This is a genomic window from Pseudomonas sp. P4_C3, from assembly GCF_056402075.1.
In genome coordinates this window covers 122,293-139,780 of record NZ_JBFUIC010000002.1, presented here as the reverse complement: position 1 = coordinate 139,780, position 17,488 = coordinate 122,293, and the positions used below count along the sequence as shown (strand labels likewise).

Genomic DNA, 17,488 nt, shown 5'->3' with positions numbered 1-17,488 from the left:
TCACCCCTTGCTGAGATCAACCAACGGCGTCTGCCGCACCTCAGTCTCCCGCCCACCCTGAATCTCGCTCACCTGCTTCAGCGCCTTATCCACAGCGGTCTTATCCGCGAGCAAGCCGTAGCTGATGCGGAACTGCTTCTGCTCCTTCGGCCCAATCATTGGCACCAGGTTCAGTGGCCGCTGATACCGGCGGTTGTAGGAAAAACTTGTGCCTGGCTCCAGCCCCGTGACATAGCCCTGCCCTTGGGTATCGGTGTTTTTCCACAGGGAGAACACGGGCAGTGTTTGAGTGTTGAAACCGACCGAGACGCCCAGGCTGCCGGCCTTGTTATGCAGGACGGTCAATGTATCGCCCTTGGCATCGGCGTACGGCACTACGTTGTAAACCGTTTCGTCGTAGTCCTTGGTCGGTGCACGATAGGTTTGCCAGTCCGGCAAATCGCTTTTGGCTTTATCGTTGAACGGCGACACCTGTTTCACCGGCGCGGCGAAGCGGGCGCCCTGCTCCAGGAATGGGGTGCTGAAGTTGCTGTGATACAGCGCCTGGTATTCCTTCGGATAGTCGCCGTTGTTGGTCAGGGTGTCGTTGAGGGCGAACGCTACGCTGCCGGGCTCGGTGACCAGTTCGGTCGCGACCGAGAAGTCGACTTTCTTGAAAGCCTGTTCTTTCAGCTCGCCGCGCAGGCTGATGGCGTACGGCGGTTTTTCATCGATGTGCAGAGTGACTTTGTTGGCCGGGATATTGGCAGCGCGACCGTGCAGGGTCAGCAGTTCGCCGTTGTCGATGCCGGGGTGGCCGACCCATTCGTAGCCGCAGCGGGTGACCAATTCATTGAAGCCTTCCAGCCAGCCCAGGCCACCACGGCCGTTGAGCTCGATGAAGGACGGATTGACCACTTCCTTGACTGGCGAATCCCAACCCATGCGCACGTTACCGACCGAGGCCTGCAGGACGTTCATGCCGCGAGTTGGAACTACCGAAAGTTTCATCGTGCCGTTATCGATGTCGACGATGCTGACGCCTTCCTGCCGACCGCCGTGCAAGGTGCGCAGGGTCACGCTGAAAGGTTTGTCGGTTTTTACGCCGAGTTGCTGGCTGGTGATTTGCCAGTTCTGGGCGGCTTTGTCGGTGTCGAGCAGGACGTAATCCCAGGCTAGGGCTTGGGAGGCAGCGGACAGTGCGCTGAGGGCAACGAAGAGTTTGAGTGGGGTCATGGCAATAGCCTTTCTTGGAGTTGTGCCATTTTTATAGACCTGAAGAAACGTTTCAGCAAGCATAAAAGTGGAGACATCGGTAGCAAATGCCAAGAAAGACAATTGATCCGCAGATGTGCGACAAACGGAAATTGAGTCGATGCCATCGATTCAGTCCAGGCGCTCGACATCCGGTAACTCCATGGCCCGGACCTCGCCTTGCAGGAAATCGCTGAGGCGACGCAAACGCTCGCCACCGGGCCGGGTTTTCGGCCAGACCAGGTAATAATTCTCACCACTGGCGACGGCGGTCGGCCACGGCAAACTCAGACGTCCCTGCGCAACATCCTCCGCCACCATCAGCAAATCGCCCATGGATACGCCGTAACCTCGAGCGGCAGCGATCATGCCCAGCTCCAGCGTATCGAACACTTGCCCGCCCTTGAGCGAGATTCGATCGGTCAGGCCCATGCGCTCCAGCCAGTTGCGCCAGTCACGGCGGTCCGGTGTCGGATGCAGCAGCTCGGTACTGGCCAGACGCGTAACGTCCCACGGTTGATCCTTCAGAAGATTCGGCGCGCCCACCGGAATCAGCTCTTCGGGGAACAGGAAAGTCGCCTCCCAGTCCGGGGGAAAATGCCCGTTGCTGAGGATGACAGCGCAGTCAAAGGGTTCGTGGTTGAAGTCCACCGTATCGATGTCCATCCAGGCGCTGGTCAATTGCACTTCGTTCCCCGGTCGCAGGTGCCGGAAACGACTGAGCCGCGCCAACAGCCAACGCATGGTCAAGGTCGACGGGGCTTTCATGCGCAGGATGTCGTCCTCGGCGCGCAAGGTATTGCAGGCGCGCTCCAGGGCGGTGAAGCCTTCGCGGATGCCCGGCAACAGCAAACGGGCCGACTCGGTCAGTTGCAGGTTGCGGCCACTGCGGTGAAACAAGCGGCAGGCAAAATGCTCTTCGAGCGTACGAATATGTCGGCTGACCGCACTCTGGGTAATCGACAGTTCTTCGGCGGCGCGAGTAAACGAGCTATGCCGCGCCGCCGCTTCGAATGCTCGAAGGGCATACAAGGGAGGAAGACGACGGGACATCAGGAAAGCTCCTACAGCACGATTGCTTCAACTTATCGGAAACTCTCTCACATGAGTTTTAATCATGCCACCCATCCTTTTTATCCCTTTGTGCAAACCCCGCAGAGCGCCGAGAATCGACGCTTCCTGTTTTCTCTGACAATCGAGCGTGATGATCATGCAGCATCCAGCACGTACTGAACTCCGGGCCATCCTGCGGCTGGCGGGGCCGCTGATTGCCTCGCAGTTGGCGCACATGCTGATGGTCCTCACCGACACCCTGATGATGGCGCGCCTGAGTCCCGAAGCACTGGCCGGTGGCGGGCTCGGTGCAGCGACCTATTCGTTCGTGTCGATTTTCTGCATCGGCGTGATCGCGGCGGTCGGCACACTGGTGGCGATCCGTCAGGGTGCCGGCGATATTGTCGGGGCTACCCGGCTGACCCAGGCCGGGTTGTGGCTGGCATGGCTGATGGCGCTGGCCGCCGGTTTGCTGCTTTGGAACCTCAAACCGGTACTGTTGTTATTCGGCCAGACCGAAAGCAACGTCCAGATGGCCGGGCAGTTTTTGATCTTCCTGCCGTTCGCCCTGCCCGGCTACCTGAGCTTCATGGCCCTGCGCGGGTTCACCAGTGCCATTGGCCGTGCGACACCGGTGATGGTCATCAGCCTGGGCGGAACCGTGGCCAATTTCCTGCTCAACTATGCGCTGATTACCGGGATGTTCGGCCTGCCGAAACCGGGATTGATGGGCATCGGGCTGGTCACGGCGATTGTCGCCAACCTGATGGCACTCGCACTGGCGTGGCACATTCGGCGGCATCCGGCTTATGAGGCCTATCCGCTGCGTCAGGGCCTGTCTCGGCTGAACCGCCAGTACCTGAAGGAGCTGTGGCGTCTGGGCCTGCCGATTGGCGGTACCTATGCCGTGGAGGTCGGGCTGTTTGCCTTCGCTGCGCTGTGCATGGGCACCATGGGCAGCACACAACTGGGCGCGCACCAGATCGCCCTGCAAATCGTCTCGGTGGCATTCATGGTCCCGGCGGGTATTTCCTACGCGATCACCATGCGTATCGGTCAGCACTACGGTGCCGGGCAACTGTTGGATGCACGGCTGGCCGGGCGGGTCGGTATTGCATTCGGGGCGGCGGCGATGCTGTGTTTCGCCATGGTCTTCTGGTTGCTGCCAAACCAGTTGGTCGGTTTGTTTCTCGACCACAATGACCCGGCGTTTCGCGATGTCATCAACCTTGCCGTGAGCCTGTTGGCGGTGGCGGCCTGGTTCGAGCTGTTCGACGGCGTGCAAACCATTGCCATGGGCTGCATTCGCGGACTCAAGGATGCCAAGACCACTTTCCTCGTCGGCCTGGGTTGCTATTGGCTGATCGGCGCACCGGCGGCGTGGTGGATGGCGTTCCATTTGCAGTGGGGGCCAACGGGTGTCTGGTGGGGCCTGGCGCTGGGGCTGGCGTGCGCGGCGGTGAGCCTGACGCTGGGATTTGAATGGAAGATGAAACGGATGATCAAGCGGGACACGACGTCAGAGCAGCGCTTCGAGGTCGCTCAGACAGACTGATATCCCTTGTAGGAGTGAGCCTGCTCGCGATAGCGAACTATCAGCCGACATGAATGTTGACTGACCTGGCCTCATCGCGAGCAGGCTCACTCCTACAGGGGGTCGTGGGGTTTTTAATTCACGATTTCCAGCATCGACTGCTGATTGCTGCCAAACATCAGATACTCCACCAGCTCAGCCAACGGCAAAGGCTTGCTGATCAAATATCCCTGCACCTGATCGCATTCAAATCCGCGCAGCAGATCCAGTTGCTCCGGCGTTTCCACACCTTCTGCGACCACCTCAAGGTTGAGGTTGTGCGCCAGGTTGATCATCGCGTGGACCAGCTTGCGGTTTTCCTCACGCTGTTCCATGCCGCCGACAAAGCTCTTGTCGATCTTCAGCAAGGTGATCGGCAGACTGTTGAGGTGCACGAAGGACGAGAAACCGGTGCCGAAGTCGTCGAGGGAGAAGCGCACACCGAGACGCCCGAGAGCGTCCATGGTCTGCTTGACCAGATCGCTGCGGCGCATCACGGCGGTTTCGGTCAGCTCGAATTCCAGCCACTGCGCCTCGACGCCACGCTCGGCAATCAGGCGACTCAAGGTCGAAAGCAACTGACTGTCCTGGAATTGCCGGAACGACAGGTTGATTGCCATGTGCAACGGTGGCAAACCCAGCTCAAGCAGCGCCTGCATGTCGCGCAAGGCCCGGGAAATCACCCAGTAGCCCAGCGGCACGATCAGACCGCTTTGCTCAGCCAGCGGCACGAACTCACTCGGCGGCAACAAGCCGCGCTCGGCATGGCGCCAGCGCACCAGGGCTTCGAGGCCGACGATTTGCCCGTCTGCGAGGTTCAGCCGTGGCTGGTAGTGCAGCTCCAGCTCATCGCGGCGCAGCGCCCGGCGCAGCTCGGTTTCGAGGTCGGCGATGCTGCGGGCATTGCGGTTGATGCGTTCGTTGAAAATGTGAAAGGTGCAGCCCTGGGTGCTTTTGGCCTGCTGCATGGCGATATGTGCATGCCACATCAGCGGATCCGCATCGGTCTGGGCCCGGGCGTAGGCGATGCCCAGGCTGGAACCGATCAGCAGGCTTTCGCCGTCGACCCAATAAGGCTCGGCCAATGCTTCGCTGATGCGTTCGGCCATCCACTCGGCACGCTGGGGAGCGCGACGGGTGTCGATCAGCAAAGCGAATTCATCGCTGCCCAGGCGTGCCAGTTGATCGCCGGTCTCGAGCTGGCTCTTGAGCCGCGCCACCACTTGCAGGATCAAAYGGTCACCGGCCTGATGGCCAAGGGCATCGTTGGCATAACGAAAGTTGTCGAGGTCGAGATGACCGAGGGCCAGGCCGCGCCCGTCGTTTTCCGCCAGCCGCGCGGTCAGCAGGGTCTGGAAGCCCTGGCGATTGGCGATGCCAGTGAGCGGATCTTGCTCGGCCAGGCGTTGCAGAGTGTTTTCCAGGACGCCACGCTCGCGCACATGACGCAGGCAGCGGCGCAACATGCCGGTATCGAGCAGATCGCGCACCAGCCAGTCACTCACACCGTCGGGCGGGGTCAGCGGCTCATGGTCGAGCAGCAACACCGTCGGCAGGCCGCAACGGCCCGGCGCCGGTTGAAGTTGCGGGATGGTCAATAACACCGCGCTGCGGTTGTCATCGAACAGGCTGCTGACCGACTCCCAACTCGGCGCGCTGATGAGAACGGCCGAGCTCCCCATAGGAACCAGACACTCGCGCAACAACGCTGCCCACGCTGGCTCTTCGGCCAGTAGCAGCAAACGCAAGGGTTCGACAGGCGTAGACAAGCTAGCTCCCTAGACTCTGCAAAGATGTAGGCGACGGGCATTATGCCGTTCCGATAACTAATGACAATGACATCAGTTATCAAATCGAGCCCTTTGCATCTGGAATTACGAACATTAGCCGCAAATTCATTGCGCATCCTGCGTGAAAGTAACAAAACCGGCAATTACAGATAGCGTGGTACGTCACAAGTCGGACAGAGCAGCACAATTCGCTGAGCCTGTTAAAATGCCGGCCCATTTTGTGACTGACTCCTGAATTTACCTATGTCCCGACTCAATCCCCGGCAGCAAGAAGCCGTGAGCTACGTCGGCGGCCCTCTTTTGGTGCTCGCCGGCGCCGGCTCCGGCAAGACCAGCGTGATCACGCGCAAAATCGCGCACCTGATCCAGAACTGCGGCATTCGCGCCCAGTACATCGTCGCCATGACCTTTACCAACAAGGCCGCCCGCGAGATGAAGGAACGGGTTGGCACTCTGCTGCGTGCCGGTGAAGGTCGTGGGCTGACGGTCTGCACGTTCCACAACCTGGGCCTGAACATCATCCGCAAGGAACACGTGCGGCTGGGCTACAAACCGGGCTTCTCGATCTTCGACGAGACTGACGTCAAAGCCCTGATGACCGACATCATGCAGAAGGAATACTCGGGCGACGACGGCGTCGACGAGATCAAGAACATGATTGGCGCCTGGAAAAACGACCTGATCCTGCCGGCCCAGGCCCTGGAAAACGCGCGCAACCCCAAGGAACAGACTGCCGCCATCGTCTACACCCACTATCAGCGCACGCTCAAGGCGTTCAACGCGGTGGACTTCGACGACCTGATCCTGCTGCCGGTGAAGCTGTTCGAAGAGCACGCCGACATCCTGGAAAAGTGGCAGAACAAGGTGCGCTACCTGCTGGTCGATGAATACCAGGACACCAACGCCAGCCAGTACCTGCTGGTAAAAATGCTCATCGGCAAACGCAACCAGTTCACCGTGGTAGGTGACGACGACCAGTCGATCTATGCCTGGCGTGGTGCCCGCCCGGAAAACCTGATGCTGCTCAAGGAAGACTACCCGTCCTTGAAAGTGGTGATGCTGGAGCAGAATTACCGCTCCACCAGCCGCATCCTGCGTTGCGCCAACGTGCTGATCTCGAACAACCCCCACGAATTCGAAAAGCAGCTGTGGAGTGAAATGGGCCACGGCGACGAGATCCGCGTGATCCGCTGCCGCAACGAGGACGCCGAGGCCGAGCGCGTGGCCATGGAAATCCTCAGCCTGCACTTGCGCACCGACCGCCCATACAGTGATTTCGCGATCCTCTATCGCGGCAACTACCAGGCCAAGCTGATCGAGCTGAAGTTGCAGCATCACCAGGTGCCGTATCGCCTGTCTGGCGGCAACAGCTTTTTCGGACGTCAGGAAGTGAAGGACCTGATGGCCTACTTCCGCCTGATCGTGAACCCGGATGACGATAACGCCTTCCTGCGGGTGATCAACGTGCCGCGCCGCGAGATCGGCTCGACCACGCTGGAGAAGCTGGGCAACTATGCGACCGAGCGCAAGATCTCGATGTACGCCGCCACCGACGAGATGGGTTTGGGCGAGCATCTGGACAGCCGCTTCACCGATCGCCTGTCGCGCTTCAAGCGCTTCATGGACAGGGTGCGCGAGCAGTGCGCCGGCGAAGACCCGATCTCGGCCCTGCGCAGCATGGTCATGGACATCGACTATGAGAACTGGCTGCGCACCAACAGCTCCAGCGACAAGGCCGCCGACTACCGCATGGGTAACGTCTGGTTCCTGATCGAGGCGCTGAAGAACACCCTGGAGAAAGACGAAGAAGGCGAGATGACCGTCGAGGACGCCATCGGCAAACTCGTGCTGCGCGACATGCTGGAGCGTCAGCAGGAAGAGGAAGACGGCGCCGAAGGCGTGCAGATGATGACCTTGCATGCCTCCAAGGGCCTGGAATTCCCCTACGTGTTCATCATGGGCATGGAAGAGGAAATCCTCCCGCACCGCTCCAGCATCGAAGCCGACACCATCGAAGAAGAACGTCGCCTGGCCTACGTGGGCATTACCCGCGCGCGCCAGACCCTGGCCTTCACCTTCGCCGCCAAGCGCAAGCAGTACGGCGAGATCATCGATTGCGCGCCGAGCCGTTTCCTCGATGAGCTGCCGCCGGACGATCTGGCCTGGGAAGGTAACGACGACACACCGACCGAAGTCAAAGCCGTGCGAGGCAACAACGCATTGGCGGATATACGCGCGATGTTAAAGCGCTAGAATTGACCACTTTTACATGACCTTCGGCGCACAGGCGCCAAAAGAGGACAGCTTCATGGAAGCCCTGCACAAGAAAATTCGCGAAGAAGGCATCGTGCTTTCCGACCAGGTCCTGAAAGTCGACGCCTTTCTGAACCACCAGATCGACCCGGCCCTGATGAAGCTGATCGGCGACGAATTCGCCACGCTGTTCAAGGATTCGGGCATCACCAAGATCGTCACCATCGAAGCCTCGGGCATCGCCCCGGCGATCATGACCGGCCTGAACCTCGGCGTGCCGGTGATTTTCGCCCGCAAGCACCAGTCCCTGACCCTGACCGAAAACCTGCTGTCGGCGACCGTGTACTCGTTCACCAAGCAGACCGAAAGCACCGTCGCGATCTCCCCGCGCCACCTGACCAGCAGCGACCGTGTGCTGATCATCGATGACTTCCTGGCCAACGGTAAGGCGTCCCAGGCGCTGATTTCGATCATCAAACAGGCCGGCGCCACCGTGGCGGGCCTGGGCATCGTGATCGAGAAGTCGTTCCAAGGCGGCCGTGCGGAACTGGACTCCCAGGGTTATCGCGTAGAGTCGCTGGCCCGCGTGAAGTCGCTGGCCGATGGTGTTGTGACCTTCATCGAATAACGCCCGAACACTGCAATACCCTGTGGGAGCGAGCTTGCTCGCGATTGCATAGTGTCAGTCGACATCTTCGTTGACTGATACACCGCTATCGCGAGCAAGCTCGCTCCCACAGTTGTTTTCGGTGGTCGGTTACTGCGCGGTGGCCTTGAGGCCTGTGAGCAGCAACCGCTGATACAAATCCTCCTTCATCCCCTCCGGGTTAGCCAGTTGCATGCGTTCCAGATGTTCCGGAAATGCTGCCGCCTCCGGCGCATCCAGCGCTGCCTTGCCCAACTCCAGCACCTCGCTCAGCTTGAACTTGCTCTTGAGCCAATTCAGCGCCCGCAATAGATCCTGCTCCACCTCGGTGAAATCACAGCCCAGCGGATACTCTGGAAACAGCTGCGGATGCCGCGCCTGAATCGCCTGCAAACGCTGCGGACTGTTATCGGTAAAGCGCGGATCTAGACGGAAGTCCTTGGGCAGTTTGCCGACTTTCTGCGCCTGCTCGATCAATCCCGATTGAAAACGCGAGTCGCTGATATTGAGCAAGGCCTCAATCACTGCCGCATCGGTTTTGCCGCGAAGATCGGCGATGCCGTACTCGGTGACCACGATGTCCCGCAGATGCCGCGGAATCGTGCAGTGACCATACTCCCAGACGATGTTCGAGCTGACGTCGCCGCCGGACTCGCGCCAGCTGCGCAGCAGCAACACCGAGCGCGCGCCTGCCAGCGCATGGCCCTGAACCACGAAGTTGTATTGCCCGCCTACGCCGCTGAGCACACGTCCGTCTTCGAGCTGATCCGCCACCGCCGCACCGAGCAAGGTCACGGTGAACGCGGTGTTGATGAACCGCGCATCCAGGCGTTGCAAGCGCTTGAGTTCTTCCTGGCCGTAGAGCTCGTTGATGTAGCTGATGCGGGTCATATTGAATGCAAGCCGCTTGCTTTGCGGCAACTCGCGTAAGCGCTCGTAGTAGCTGCGCGGACCGAGGAAAAATCCGCCGTGCACCGAGATGCCATCGGTTTGAGCAGTCTCGTCGAGGGTGCCGGCATTCGCCTGCTGCTGGGTCGCCACATCGGGATAAACCTTGCGCCGCACGATCCCGGCATCGGCCAGCACCAGCAAGCCGTTGACGAACATTTCGCTGCAGCCATACAGGCCTTTGGCGAAGGGTTCGATACCGCCCTCGCGCTCGACCAGTTGCGCCCAGTGGCTGAGGTTTACGTCTGCCAGCAAAGCGCTGTATCCGTCGTTGTCGGCTTGCCGCGCCAGCAGCGCCGCCGTCAGCGCATCGCCCATGGAACCGATGCCGATCTGCAAGGTGCCGCCGTCACGCACCAGGGTGCTGGCGTGCAGGCCGATGAAATGGTCCTGACACCCCACCGGCATGTTCGGCGTGGAGAACAGCGTGGTGTTGTCCTTCTGGTCGATCAGCAAGTCGAAGGTGTCGATGCCGAGCTCCGCATCGCCAGGCATGTAAGGCAGATCGTTGTGCACCTGGCCGACCATCAGGATGGTTTCTCCGGCGGCGCGGCGCTTGGCAATCATCGGCAGCAGGTCGAGGGTGATGTCCGGGTTGCAGCTCAGGCTCAAGCGGTCGGGATGTTCGGCATCGCTGGCCACCAATTGCGCCACCAGGTTCAACCCGGCGGCGTTGATGTCCCGCGCCGCATGGCTGTAGTTGCTGCTGACGTAATCCTGTTGCGCCGTGGCACTGTTGAGCAGGCTGCCGGGCTGCATGAAGAATTGCTGGATGTGGATGTTGCCCGGCAGTTGGTCGCGACGCAGGTCGGCGAGAAATTCCAGCTCCGGATAATCGCCGAAGACCCTTTCGACAAAGGGTTCGAGAAAACGCTTTTGCAAACCATCGCCCAAGGGCGGGCGCCCCAGACACAACGCGGTGTAGATCGTCAGCCGCCGCTCGGGAGACTGCGCGATACGTCGATACAACGCGTTGACGAAATGGTTGGGTTTGCCCAGGCCCAGGGGCAGGCCCATGTGAATGTGGACCGGCAACCGCGCCAGTACGTCATCGACCGCCTGTTCGATAGAGCACAGCTGAACCATCGGATCCTCCCTCACGTTCCATGGATTGGGGTTGCTCCGAGCTTGCCGGGTCTTTGCCGCAATGAACAGGCTAAGGGTCTAATCGCGAGCACAAAAACCTTGTAGGAGCGAGCTCGCTCGCGATGGTCGTCAACGATAACGCGGCGAGCCTGACACCCTGCGGCGCCTTCGAACGCTTCGCGAGCAAGCTCGCTCCTACAGAGATCAGCGGCGTTTTTCGAAATCACAGGCACAAAAAAGCCGCTCGAAAGCGGCTTTTCAGCAGCAAGACTCAGGCTTATTTCAGGCCGGACATCTTCTGGATGGCGCCTTTGAGCTCGGCGTCTGCACAATCGGCGCAGGTGCCTTTTGGCGGCATCGAGTTGAGGCCGGAGATCGCCTTGGCGAGCAGGCCGTCAACACCACCTTCTTTCTTGGCACGCTCGCCCCAAGCGGCGGCATCACCGATTTTCGGCGCGCCCAACAGGCCTGAACCGTGGCAAGCGTTGCAATGTTTTGCAATCACTTCATCCGGGGTTTTTGCACCGCCACCGCCGCCAGCGGAAGCGGCCACTTCCATGCCCTTGCACTCTTTACCCTGAACACAAACCTGGCCGACTGGCTCAAGGCGTTTGGCGATTTCGTCGTTGGTTACAGCTTGAGCGCTGACACTGACAGCCCATAGGGCCAATACGGTTGCTGGTGCAGCCAGCATTTTCATAATTAGGTTCACGCGTTCACCCTCAATGGTGGCTAGTCACGCCTACGGCCACGGTTCGCAGGCGGGCGCAAGTATAGCGGTAAGCCCGTCGCACTGAAACAACCCCAAAGTCGGAGGGGTCATAGGCTGCGGCGGAAACACAGCCCGGGCGCCTCTGCGATGCTGGCAGGACGCCTCTTTTCTTAGAAGTTCGCCGGCGTGGCTGCGCTGATTAGTCGCGCCGGTACATCGAACGGATTACGGAAACGGTGTGGCTTGGTACTTTCAAAGTAGTAGCTATCGCCGGCTTCGAGGACAAAAGTTTCGAGACCGACCACCAGTTCCAGTTTTCCTTCGACCAGGATGCCGGTTTCCTCACCCTCATGGGTGAGCATCTCGTCACCGGTGTCGGCGCCTGGCGGATAGATTTCATTGAGGAATGCGATCGCCCGGCTCGGATGGGCACGCCCGACCAGTTTCATGGTCACCGCGCCATCGGAAATATCGATCAGCTCGTTGGCCTTGTAGACGATCTGAGTCGGTTTTTCCTGCAGGATTTCTTCGGAAAAGAACTCGACCATGGACATGGGAATCCCGCCCAACACCTTGCGCAGCGAACTGATCGAAGGGCTCACGCTGTTCTTTTCGATCATCGAAATCGTGCTGTTGGTGACCCCCGCCCGTTTGGCGAGCTCACGCTGGGAAAGGCCTTTGAGCCTACGGATGGATTGCAGTCGTTCACCGACGTCCAAAGCTTGCGCCTCCAGGATTCAAAATTGTTGGAATAGTGAGCGTTATCATGGCGACAGCGTTCAGTATTTACAACACTTTGACCTGAATCCTGTTCAGCGAGGCGACTTCCGGTCTGGAGCTTCGGGCACTAAGCCCCGGAATAGAGCAGTGGCACTCGGCGCAGGTTGCAGAATATCTGGTATGGAATCGTGCCGGCAGCCATGGCGACATCGCTGGCGAGGATGTTTTTGCCCCACAATTCGACGGTCGAACCGAGGCCGGCCTGCGGCACATCGGTCAGGTCGATGCAGAGCATGTCCATCGATACCCGGCCAATCAGCTGACTACGCTGACCAGCCACCAACACCGGCGTGCCGGTCGGTGCCGAACGCGGGTAGCCATCGGCGTACCCCATGGCCACGACGCCAATGCGCATCGGTTTGGAGGTGATGAATCTGGCGCCGTAACCGACAGGCTCGCCGGCCGGCAGTTCACGCACACTGATCACTTTCGATTCCAGCGTCATCACCGGTTGCAGGCGCGCAGCCACTTCATTGGCTTCTTCGAACGGCGTGGCGCCATAGAGCATGATGCCCGGACGCACCCAATCGCTCGGAATCTGTGGCCAACCGAGCACTGCCGGCGAGTTACGCAAACTCACTTCGGCGGACAAACCCTTACGCGCCGCTTCAAACACCGCCACCTGGTCGGCGCTGGCCTGTTCGTGCAACTCATCGGCGCGCGCAAAGTGGCTCATCAGCACCACTTTCGCGGCCTTGCCGCTGGCCAGCAGTCGTTGGTAGGCCGCCTGATAATCCGCCGGATGCAGGCCAACCCGGTGCATGCCCGAGTCGAGCTTGAGCCACACCGTGATCGGCTTGCTCAACGCCGCTTTCTCGATGGCTTCGAGTTGCCACAGCGAATGCACCACGCACCAGAAATCATGCTCGACGATCAGTGCCAGCTCGTCGGCTTCGAAAAAACCTTCCAGCAGCAGGATCGGCGCACGAATACCCGCCGCCCGCAGCTCCAACGCCTCTTCGATGCAGGCCACGGCAAACCCGTCCGCCTCGGCTTCCAGCGCTTGTGCGCATCRCACAGCGCCATGGCCATAGGCATCGGCCTTGATCACCGCGAGGGCTTTGGCCCCCGTGAGCTCACGGGCGATTTGGTAGTTATTGCGCAGGGCTTGAAGGTCGATCAGGGCACGGGCAGGACGCATGGCGGCAGACTTCTGGTCGGGTTATCGGGAAGAAAAACCGGCGCTGGCTGACGGCGTGAACCGCCAGCAGCACCGGGAGAGGGATCTGTCTGAAAGCTTATGGCAGAGCGGCGACAACCGACAGCTCGACCAGGATTTGCGGTTCGCACAATTTCGATTCAACCGTGGCGCGGGCCGGGGCGACGCCTTTTGGCAGCCACTTGTCCCACACCGCGTTCATGCCTTCGAAATGCGCGTCGATGTCTTTCAGGTAAATCGTCACCGACAACAGATTGTGCTTGTCGGTGCCCGCCAGATCGAGCAACCGCTCGATGTTGGTGAGGGTTTCACGGGTCTGCTGCTCAATCCCGGCGTTCATGTCATCGCCGACCTGTCCGGCCAGGTAAACCGTGCCGTTATGGGTGACGATCTGACTCATGCGCTCATTGGTGAGCTGGCGCTGGACTGACATGCTTTGCAGGCTCCTGGGTTTTGTTGTCATAACGGGAAATATCGAGGCCTTCGGCGCTGATCTGTGGCTTTTTCTTCGCCATCAGGTCAGCCAGCAAGCGACCGGAGCCACAGGCCATGGTCCAGCCGAGCGTGCCGTGACCGGTGTTCAGGAACAGGTTCTTGAACTTTGTTCCGCCGACAATCGGGGTGCCGTCCGGAGTGGTCGGACGCAGGCCCGTCCAGAAGCTGGCCTCGGCCAGATTGCCGCCCTGAGGATAAAGGTCGTTGACGATCATCTCCAGGGTTTCGCGCCGGCGCGGGTTCAGCGACAAGTCAAAACCGGCAATTTCAGCCATGCCGCCGACGCGGATGCGGTTGTCGAAACGGGTGATCGCGACCTTATAGGTCTCATCGAGAATGGTCGAAGTCGGGGCCATCGCCGGGTTGGTGATCGGCACGGTCAGGGAGTAGCCCTTGAGCGGATACACCGGTGCCTTGATCCCCAGCGGCTTGAGCAGCTGCGGCGAATAGCTGCCGAGGGCCAGCACGTAGCGGTCGGCGGTTTCCAGCTTGCCGTCAATCCACACACCGTTGATGCGGTCACCGGCGAAGTCGAGGCGCTGAATGTCCTGGCCGAAACGGAATTGCACACCGAGGTTTGCGGCCATTTCTGCAAGCTTGGTGGTGAACATCTGGCAGTCGCCAGTCTGGTCGTTCGGCAGGCGCAGGGCACCGGCGAGGATGTCCGTGACGCTGGCCAGCGCCGGCTCAACGCGGGCAATGCCTTCGCGGTCGAGCAGTTCGAACGGCACGCCGGACTCTTTCAGCACGGCGATGTCTTTCGCCGCGCCGTCGAGCTGGGCCTGGGTGCGGAACAACTGGGTAGTACCGAGGCTGCGGCCTTCGTAGGCGATGCCGGTTTCGGCACGCAGTTCGTCGAGGCAGTCACGGCTGTACTCGGACAGGCGGACCATGCGCTCCTTGTTCACCGCGTAACGGCTGGCGGTGCAGTTGCGCAGCATCTGTGCCATCCACAGGTACTGGTCGATGTCGGCAGTGGCCTTGATCGCCAGCGGCGCGTGGCGCTGCAACAGCCACTTGATGGCCTTGAGCGGCACGCCCGGCGCGGCCCACGGCGAGGCATAACCCGGCGAGACCTGCCCGGCGTTGGCGAAACTGGTCTCCATGGCAGCAGCCGGCTGCCGGTCGACCACCACCACTTCGAACCCGGCACGGGCCAGATAATAAGCACTGGTGGTACCGATGACGCCGCTACCCAAGACCATGACGCGCATTTTCATATCCCTCATCGCGGATAACCGCTGACGTTTGTTATTCAGAGCTTCAGATGCGCGCAGTGTAAAAAAGATTTACCAGTGCTTTTCACTATATAAGCGCCTATATTTGGCGACAATTCTCGGCAAAAACCCTTTTCACGGAGGCGCATCCCCTATGCGTACCAACACTCAGACCAAACGTGAGCTGGACAAGATCGACCGCAACATCCTGCGGATCCTGCAAGCGGACGGGCGGATTTCCTTTACGGAGCTTGGAGAAAAGGTCGGGCTCTCGACCACGCCCTGTACTGAGCGGGTCCGGCGTCTGGAGCGCGAAGGGATCATCATGGGCTACAACGCCAGGCTCAATCCGCAGCACCTGAAGGGTAGTCTGCTGGTGTTCGTCGAGATCAGCCTGGACTACAAATCCGGCGATACTTTCGAAGAGTTCCGACGTGCGGTGCTGAAATTGCCCCACGTGCTGGAGTGTCATCTGGTGTCAGGGGATTTCGACTACCTGGTGAAGGCGCGGATTTCCGAGATGGCGTCGTACCGCAAGTTGCTGGGCGACATCCTGCTCAAGTTGCCCCATGTGCGCGAGTCCAAGAGCTATATCGTGATGGAAGAGGTGAAGGAGAGCCTGACCTTGCCGATTCCGGATTGAAGATCAAAAGATCGCAGCCTGCGGCAGCTCCTACGTGTGTACACACGCTTTTTGTAGGAGCTGCCGCAGGCTGCGATCTTTTAAACCAACACCTGCCGAGTGTTGGCCATGTACTCAAACACCTGCGTCTCCACCCGCGGATGAATCAGCTCCACCGGCCCGCGCCCATTCGGGCACGGCAAGGTCTTGGTGGTGCCGAACAACCGGCAGATCAGCGGCCGCTCGTCATACACCGTGCAACCATTCGGCCCCAGATGCACGCAGTTGAGTTCTTCCATGGCGGCATCCTGCTCGGCGCGGGTCTTGCGCGGCAGGCGCGACATTTCTTCCGGCGAGGTGGTCACCGGCCCGCAGCAGTCATGGCAGCCGGGAACGCACTCGAACGAGGGAATCTGTTGTCGCAATGTGCGGATTGTCTGGCTGTTGCAGCTCATTGCAGCGGTGACCAATAGCGGAATAGAGCGGGATTCTGACGCAAAAGCTCCGATCCAGACAGTACCAGCCGACCAATGTTGCCCGCCCGGAAAGGTCCGGCTTATGCTCCGTCAAGTTTTCTAAAAGCAAGAACCAGGATCACGCACATGAATGCCCGTGCTCAACAGCCTGCTCTGAACCACACCGCTTCCTACTACGCCGCCAGCAGCCTGCCGCAGCCCGAACTTGCGGCGCTCAAAGGCGAAGTGCTGGCCGATGTCTGTGTGGTGGGCGGCGGGTTTTCGGGGTTGAACACGGCGCTTGAGCTGGCCGAGCGTGGCCTCAGCGTGGTGTTGCTTGAAGCCCATAAAATTGGTTGGGGCGCCAGTGGACGCAACGGCGGGCAGCTGATTCGCGGCGTCGGCCACGGCCTCGATCAATTCGCTAACATCATCGGCGTCGAAGGCGTACGGCAGATGAAACTCATGGGCCTGGAAGCCGTGGAAATCGTCCGGCAACGGGTCGAGCGCTTCCAGATCCCCTGCGACCTGACCTGGGGTTACTGCGACCTCGCCAACAAGCCCCGTGACCTTGAAGGATTCGCCGAGGATGCCGAAGAATTGCGCAGCCTCGGTTATCGCTACGAGACCCGATTGCTGCAAGCCAATGAGATGCACACCGTGGTCGGCTCCACGCGTTACGTCGGCGGCCTGATCGACATGGGCTCGGGGCACCTGCATCCACTGAACCTGGCCTTGGGCGAAGCAGCCGCGGCACAACATCTGGGGGTCCAGTTGTTCGAGCACTCGGCCGTGACCCGCATCGACTATGGCCCCGAGGTCAAGGTCCATACCGCCGAGGGCTCGGTGCGCGCCAAAACCCTGGTGCTGGGCTGCAACGCCTACCTCAACAACCTCAATCCGGAACTCAGCGGAAAAGTCCTGCCCGCCGGCAGTTACATCATCGCCACCGAACCATTGAGCGAAGAACTGGCCCACGCCCTGCTGCCGCAGAACATGGCGGTCTGTGACCAGCGAGTGGCGCTGGATTATTACCGGCTCTCGGCGGACCGGCGCCTGCTGTTTGGCGGCGCCTGCCATTACTCGGGCCGCGACCCGAAAGACATCGCCGCGTATATGCGCCCGAAAATGCTGGAGGTCTTTGCGCAACTGAGCGCAGTGAAGATCGATTACCAATGGGGCGGCATGATCGGCATCGGTGCCAATCGCCTGCCGCAGATCGGACGACTCAAGGACCAGCCGAACGTGTACTACGCCCAGGCCTATTCCGGTCATGGCGTGAATGCCACGCACCTGGCCGGCAAGCTGCTGGCCGAAGCTATCAGCGGCCAGCACAGCGGCGGCTTCGATCTGTTTGCCAAGGTGCCACACATCACCTTCCCCGGCGGCAAGCATTTGCGTTCGCCGTTGTTAGCGCTGGGGATGTTGTGGCATCGGCTTAAAGAGTTGGTCTGAAGGTTTTGCTG

Annotated in this window: 15 protein-coding genes; 5 read left to right on the top strand and 10 right to left on the bottom strand. The window is 60.2% G+C overall.

From position 1 onward, the window contains the following. Window positions 1-1,215, bottom strand: a complete 1,215-nt coding sequence (locus tag AC1DVH_RS01115) for an aldose 1-epimerase family protein (protein WP_477752282.1) — start codon at window positions 1,213-1,215, stop codon at window positions 1-3. A 150-nt stretch (window positions 1,216-1,365) separates the two neighbouring features. After that, complete coding sequence (locus tag AC1DVH_RS01110; protein ID WP_477752281.1) at window positions 1,366-2,286, bottom strand: LysR substrate-binding domain-containing protein; 921 nt, start codon at window positions 2,284-2,286, stop codon at window positions 1,366-1,368. Between the two features lie 157 nt (window positions 2,287-2,443). Between AC1DVH_RS01110 and AC1DVH_RS01105 the strand changes: the two genes are divergently transcribed. After that, entirely contained in the window at window positions 2,444-3,841 is a 1,398-nt protein-coding gene (locus AC1DVH_RS01105) for a NorM family multidrug efflux MATE transporter (protein WP_477752280.1), read from the top strand. 113 nt (window positions 3,842-3,954) lie between these two features. On the opposite strand, the gene AC1DVH_RS01100 is transcribed toward AC1DVH_RS01105, so the two are convergent. Next, window positions 3,955-5,628, bottom strand: coding sequence for a putative bifunctional diguanylate cyclase/phosphodiesterase (locus AC1DVH_RS01100; protein ID WP_477752279.1), 1,674 nt, complete (start codon window positions 5,626-5,628; stop codon window positions 3,955-3,957). Between the two features lie 264 nt (window positions 5,629-5,892). Between AC1DVH_RS01100 and rep the strand changes: the two genes are divergently transcribed. After that, window positions 5,893-7,902: a DNA helicase Rep gene (gene rep / locus AC1DVH_RS01095; protein ID WP_108217218.1), complete on the top strand. Its 2,010-nt coding sequence runs from the start codon at window positions 5,893-5,895 to the stop codon at window positions 7,900-7,902. 55 nt (window positions 7,903-7,957) lie between these two features. Beyond that, on the top strand, window positions 7,958-8,530 hold the full coding sequence (locus AC1DVH_RS01090) for a xanthine phosphoribosyltransferase (protein ID WP_046038985.1): 573 nt from the start codon (window positions 7,958-7,960) through the stop codon (window positions 8,528-8,530). A gap of 129 nt (window positions 8,531-8,659) precedes the next feature. Here the strand turns inward: AC1DVH_RS01090 and AC1DVH_RS01085 are convergent, their stop codons facing one another. From AC1DVH_RS01085 to dadA, 6 genes are all read right to left on the bottom strand, one after another. Further along, window positions 8,660-10,582 (bottom strand): acetyl-CoA hydrolase/transferase C-terminal domain-containing protein, encoded by a 1,923-nt coding sequence (locus AC1DVH_RS01085; protein WP_477752278.1) that lies wholly within the window; start codon window positions 10,580-10,582, stop codon window positions 8,660-8,662. A 277-nt stretch (window positions 10,583-10,859) separates the two neighbouring features. Further along, window positions 10,860-11,282, bottom strand: coding sequence for a c-type cytochrome (locus tag AC1DVH_RS01080; RefSeq protein WP_477752300.1), 423 nt, complete (start codon window positions 11,280-11,282; stop codon window positions 10,860-10,862). 182 nt (window positions 11,283-11,464) lie between these two features. After that, window positions 11,465-12,013, bottom strand: a complete 549-nt coding sequence (locus tag AC1DVH_RS01075; RefSeq protein ID WP_008023455.1) for a cupin domain-containing protein — start codon at window positions 12,011-12,013, stop codon at window positions 11,465-11,467. A gap of 128 nt (window positions 12,014-12,141) precedes the next feature. After that, the gene (alr, locus tag AC1DVH_RS01070) at window positions 12,142-13,215 is read right to left on the bottom strand and encodes an alanine racemase (RefSeq protein ID WP_477752277.1); all 1,074 of its coding nucleotides are present in this window, start codon (window positions 13,213-13,215) and stop codon (window positions 12,142-12,144) included. Between the two features lie 97 nt (window positions 13,216-13,312). Next, window positions 13,313-13,666: a RidA family protein gene (locus AC1DVH_RS01065; protein ID WP_477752276.1), complete on the bottom strand. Its 354-nt coding sequence runs from the start codon at window positions 13,664-13,666 to the stop codon at window positions 13,313-13,315. Then, window positions 13,638-14,942, bottom strand: coding sequence for a D-amino acid dehydrogenase (gene dadA, locus AC1DVH_RS01060; protein ID WP_477752275.1), 1,305 nt, complete (start codon window positions 14,940-14,942; stop codon window positions 13,638-13,640). Before dadA ends, AC1DVH_RS01065 begins: the two co-directional genes overlap by 29 nt. A 157-nt stretch (window positions 14,943-15,099) precedes the next feature. Between dadA and AC1DVH_RS01055 the strand changes: the two genes are divergently transcribed. Continuing rightward, on the top strand, window positions 15,100-15,588 hold the full coding sequence (locus AC1DVH_RS01055) for an Lrp/AsnC ligand binding domain-containing protein (RefSeq protein WP_007975155.1): 489 nt from the start codon (window positions 15,100-15,102) through the stop codon (window positions 15,586-15,588). A gap of 80 nt (window positions 15,589-15,668) precedes the next feature. On the opposite strand, the gene AC1DVH_RS01050 is transcribed toward AC1DVH_RS01055, so the two are convergent. Next, a complete protein-coding gene (locus AC1DVH_RS01050) occupies window positions 15,669-16,022 on the bottom strand; it encodes a YkgJ family cysteine cluster protein (protein ID WP_477752274.1) in 354 nt (117 codons plus the stop codon). A gap of 147 nt (window positions 16,023-16,169) precedes the next feature. On the opposite strand from AC1DVH_RS01050, the gene AC1DVH_RS01045 reads away from it, so the two are divergent. Then, complete coding sequence (locus tag AC1DVH_RS01045; protein WP_477752273.1) at window positions 16,170-17,477, top strand: NAD(P)/FAD-dependent oxidoreductase; 1,308 nt, start codon at window positions 16,170-16,172, stop codon at window positions 17,475-17,477. Window positions 17,478-17,488: the final 11 nt, after the last annotated feature.